We start from the raw sequence: 4,147 nt of genomic DNA, 5'->3' as shown, positions 1-4,147 counted from the left end.
TTGATCCAGGTCTCGAGCCAGTGGATGTTGTAGTCGCCGCGGACGATGTCCGGGTTGACCAGCAGCTCCTGGAACAGCGGGATGTTGGTGTCGATCCCGGCGACCACGATCTCCGAGAGGCAGCGGCACATGCGGGCGATGCATTCCTCGCGGTCGCGGCCGTGCACGATCAGCTTGCCCACCAGGCTGTCGTAGTAGGGCGGGATCGTGTAGCCGGCGTAGAGCGCCGAATCCAGCCGCACGCCCAGGCCCCCTGGCGCATGGAAGTCGCTCACCGTGCCCGGCGAGGGCGCGAAGGTGCGCGGGTTCTCGGCGTTGATCCGGCACTCGATGGCGTGGCCCTCGAACACGATCTCCTCCTGGCGGAAGGAGAGCGGCTCGCCCGCGGCGATGCGGATCTGCTCGCGCACCAGGTCGATGTCGGTGATCGCCTCGGTCACCGGATGCTCCACCTGCAGGCGGGTGTTCATCTCGATGAAGAAGAACTCGCCGTTCTCGTAGAGGAACTCGATGGTGCCGACGCCCAGGTAGCCGATCGCCTTGATGGCGTCGACGACGACCTTGCCGATGCGGGCGCGGGCGGCCGCGTCGATGACCGGGGAGGGGGCCTCCTCCAGCACCTTCTGGTGCCGCCGCTGCAGCGAGCAGTCACGTTCGCCCAGGTGGCAGACGGCGCCGTAGGCGTCGGCGATCACCTGCAGCTCGATGTGCCGCGGAGTCTGCAGGTAGCGCTCCATGTAGACGGCGTCGTCGCCGAACGCGGCGCGCGCCTCGGCGCGGGCGGTGCTCACCGCCTCGGCGAGATCGGCCTCGGTGCGGGCCACCTTCATGCCGCGCCCGCCGCCGCCGGCCGCCGCCTTGATCAGCACCGGAAAGCCGATCTTCCGGGCCGCTGCGAACGCCTGCGATTCCGACGTGACCGCGCCGTCCGAGCCCGGCACCACCGGGATGCCGACGTCCTTCACCGCCTGCTTGGCGGTGATCTTGTCGCCCATCATCCTGATGTGCTCGGGCTTGGGCCCGATGAAGGTGAAGCCGTGCGCGTTCACGATCTCGGCGAAGCGGGCGTTTTCCGAAAGGAATCCGTAGCCCGGATGGATCGCCTGGGCCCCCGTGATCTCCGCCGCGGCGATGATCGAGGGGATGTTGAGATAGCTCTTGGCGGCCGGGGCGGGGCCGATGCAGACGCTCTCGTCGGCGAGCCTGACCCACATGGCGCCGGCGTCGGCCTCGGAGTGCACGGCCACGGTCGCGATGCCCATCTCCTTGCACGCCCGGTGGACGCGAAGCGCGATCTCGCCGCGATTGGCGATCAGGATCTTCTCGAACATCGCCGCTACTCGATGACGACGAGCGGCTCGCCGAACTCGACGGGCTGGGCGTCCTCCACCAGGATCTCGAGCACGCGGCCGGCCCGCGGCGCCGGGATCGGGTTCATCGTCTTCATGGCCTCGACGATCATCAGCGTCTGGCCGGCGGCGACCGTGTCGCCCACCTTGACGTAGGCATCCGCGCCCGGCTGCGGCTGCAGATAGACCGTGCCCACCATCGGCGACTTGATCGTCTCGCCGCGAGCGGCCGCCGCGGCTTCCGCCATCGCCGGCGCCGCCGGCGCGGCGCTCGGAGCAGGCTGCGGTGCGGGCGCAGGGACGGCCATCTGGACGGGCGCGGCGGTCAGGGTCTTGGCGACGCGGATCCGCAGGCCCGCGTGCTCGATCTCGATCTCCGACAGGCCGGTCTCGGTGAGGATGTCGGCCAGTTTGCGCACCAGGCGCGCGTCGATCGGGTCGGCGGGAGCCTTGGGACTGCTAGCCATGGGAACTCCGTCCTCGCATCTGGATGGCCTAGCGGGTCAGGCCCGCGGCGGCCTCGACGGCCAACTCGTAGCTGGCGAGGCCGAACCCGGAGACCACGCCGGTCGCGGCCAGGGCGACATAGGTCCTGCGCCGGAACGGCTCGCGGGCGGCGGGGTTCGAGAGATGGCATTCCACCACCGGGACGCCGGCCGCCTTGAGCGCGTCGAGGATCGCGATGGAGGTGTGGCCATAGCCCGCCGGGTTGATCACCAGCGCGCTCGCCTTGTCGCGCGCCTCCTGGATCCAGTCGATCAGCTCGCCTTCATGATTGGACTGTCGGAACACGACTTCGCGGCCGAGCGAGGCGGCGCGCGCCTCGCAGGCCTTGCGCACGTCCTCGAGCGTCTGATGACCGTAAATCTCCGGCTCGCGGGTCCCCAGGAGGTTGAGATTGGGCCCGCTCAGCACATAGATCGGTTTCGGCATTCGGCTCCGCCGTCGATTGCGCGCGTCTTGTAACCACCGGCGGCGGGGCTCACAAGCAACCAGCGCTCATGACCCTGACCATCAACGGCGAGATGCGGAGCTTCCAGGGCCTGGCCGACATCGCGGGCCTGGTGGCGGCGCTCGGCCTCGATCCGAAGAAGGTGGCCGTGGAGCGCAATCTGGAGATCGTGCCGCGCTCGGCCTATGGTCGCACGCCGCTCGCCGACGGAGACCGGATCGAGATCGTGCATTTTATCGGAGGCGGCTGAGATGGACGGATCCGTCACGACTGAAGACACCTGGAGCGTCGCGGGCCGCACCTTCCGCTCCCGCCTGATCGTCGGCACCGGCAAGTACAGGGACTACGCCCAGAACGCCGCGGCGGCCGAGGCGGCCGGCGCCGAGATCGTCACCGTCGCGTTGCGGCGCGTGAACCTGTCGGATCCCAGCCAGCCGATGCTGGTCGACCACGTCAAGCCGGACCGCTTCACCTTCCTGCCCAACACCGCCGGCTGCCACACCGGCGAGGAGGCGGTGCGCCTGCTCCGGCTGGCCCGCGAGGCCGGCGGCTGGGACCTCGTGAAGCTGGAGGTGCTGTCCGACACCAAGCACCTGCTGCCCGACATGGAAGAGACGCTCAGGGCGCTGAAGCTGCTCGTCGCCGAGGGCTTCCAGGTGATGGTCTACTGCACCGACGATCCGGTCTACGCCCGCAAGCTCGAGGAGGCGGGCGCGGCGGCGATCATGCCGCTGGGCGCGCCGATCGGCTCCGGCCGCGGCATCCAGAACCTGCTCAATCTCGGCCTGATCATCGAACAGGCGCGCACGCCGGTGCTGGTGGACGCCGGCGTCGGCACCGCCTCGGACGCGGCGCTCGCCATGGAGATGGGCTGCGAGGCGGTGCTGACCAACACCGCCATCGCCGAGGCGCGCGACCCCATCCGCATGGCCCGCGCCATGAAGCACGCCGTCATCGCCGGGCGCGAGGCCTACCTCGCCGGCCGCATGGCCAGGCGCATGTACGCCGACCCGTCCTCACCGCTCTCGGGGCTGATCTGATCCATGACCAAGACCAGGAAGTCGATCTTCATCACCGGCGCGGCCTCGGGCATGGGACGCGAGACCGCGCGGCTGTTCGCCGCCAAGGGCTGGTTCGTCGGCGGCTACGACGTCAACGAGCAGGGTCTGGAGACCCTCACGGATGAACTCGGGACGGACAACTGCGTGGTCCGCCGGCTCGACGTCACCGACCGCGAGGACTATCGCGCGGCGCTCGACGACTTCGCGCCCGCCGCGGGGGGGCGGCTCGACATCCTGTTCAACAACGCCGGCATCGGCCGCGGCGGCCCCTTCGCCGAGCAGCCGTTCGAGGACGTGCTGGCGACCGTGCAGGTCAACTTCATGGGCGTGCTGATCGGCATCTACGAAGCCATCCCGCTGCTGAAGGCGACGCCCAATTCGCTCTGCTTCACCACCTCGTCTTCGTCGGCCACCTTCGGCATTCCCGGCATCGCCGTCTATTCGGCGACCAAGCATGCGGTGAAGGGCCTGACCGAGGCGCTCTCGGTGGAGTTCAAGCCGATCGGGGTGCGCGTGGCCGACGTGCTGCCGGGGTTGATCGACACCCCGATCCTGCCGCCCGGCGCGGCCGAGAATGCGCCCAAGGAGGGCATGTTCCGGCTGATCCCGGCCGTCGAGGTCGCCAAGGCGGTGTGGGCCGCCTACCACGACGAGCCGGATCGCCTGCACTGGTTCGTGCCGCCGGAGATCGCCGAGCTGGACAAGGCCTCCGCCCTCAGTCCGGAAGCGGTGCGCGACCAGATGGCGGCCGGGCCGCTGGGTTTCCTGCAGGCTTCCGAGCCGGC

The 4,147-nt window shown here is 69.6% G+C and carries 6 protein-coding genes; 3 read left to right on the top strand and 3 right to left on the bottom strand.

Translation table 11 applies throughout. The features are described 5' to 3' along the window. The 3 genes from accC to aroQ all read right to left on the bottom strand — a co-directional run. A partial coding sequence (gene accC, locus VLI41_RS02705) for an acetyl-CoA carboxylase biotin carboxylase subunit (protein ID WP_325266518.1) occupies positions 1-1,331 on the bottom strand: 1,331 nt, incomplete at its 3' end. Positions 1,332-1,336: 5 nt separating this feature from the next. Further along, positions 1,337-1,816 (bottom strand): acetyl-CoA carboxylase biotin carboxyl carrier protein, encoded by a 480-nt coding sequence (accB, locus tag VLI41_RS02700; RefSeq protein WP_325266517.1) that lies wholly within the window; start codon positions 1,814-1,816, stop codon positions 1,337-1,339. 28 nt (positions 1,817-1,844) lie between these two features. Beyond that, positions 1,845-2,282, bottom strand: coding sequence for a type II 3-dehydroquinate dehydratase (gene aroQ / locus VLI41_RS02695; RefSeq protein WP_325266516.1), 438 nt, complete (start codon positions 2,280-2,282; stop codon positions 1,845-1,847). 68 nt (positions 2,283-2,350) lie between these two features. On the opposite strand from aroQ, the gene thiS reads away from it, so the two are divergent. The 3 genes from thiS to VLI41_RS02680 form a co-directional block, all read left to right on the top strand. Beyond that, on the top strand, positions 2,351-2,551 hold the full coding sequence (thiS, locus tag VLI41_RS02690; RefSeq protein WP_325266515.1) for a sulfur carrier protein ThiS: 201 nt from the start codon (positions 2,351-2,353) through the stop codon (positions 2,549-2,551). Position 2,552: 1 nt separating this feature from the next. Continuing rightward, positions 2,553-3,341 (top strand): thiazole synthase, encoded by a 789-nt coding sequence (locus VLI41_RS02685; RefSeq protein ID WP_325266514.1) that lies wholly within the window; start codon positions 2,553-2,555, stop codon positions 3,339-3,341. A gap of 3 nt (positions 3,342-3,344) precedes the next feature. Beyond that, a partial coding sequence (locus tag VLI41_RS02680; protein WP_325266513.1) for an SDR family oxidoreductase occupies positions 3,345-4,147 on the top strand: 803 nt, incomplete at its 3' end.

The sequence above is a fragment of the Phenylobacterium sp. genome, from assembly GCF_035475775.1.
GTDB lineage: Bacteria > Pseudomonadota > Alphaproteobacteria > Caulobacterales > Caulobacteraceae > Phenylobacterium.
Note: the sequence above shows the minus strand (reverse complement) of the source record. Positions and strands in the feature narration are given on the sequence as shown.

Coding starts and splice junctions, on each gene's coding strand:
- aroQ (WP_325266516.1), bottom strand. CDS start 2,282: ATGCCGAAACCGATCTATGTGCTGAGCGGGCCCAATCTCAACCTCCTG.
- VLI41_RS02685 (WP_325266514.1), top strand. CDS start 2,553: ATGGACGGATCCGTCACGACTGAAGACACCTGGAGCGTCGCGGGCCGC.
- thiS (WP_325266515.1), top strand. CDS start 2,351: ATGACCCTGACCATCAACGGCGAGATGCGGAGCTTCCAGGGCCTGGCC.
- accB (WP_325266517.1), bottom strand. CDS start 1,816: ATGGCTAGCAGTCCCAAGGCTCCCGCCGACCCGATCGACGCGCGCCTG.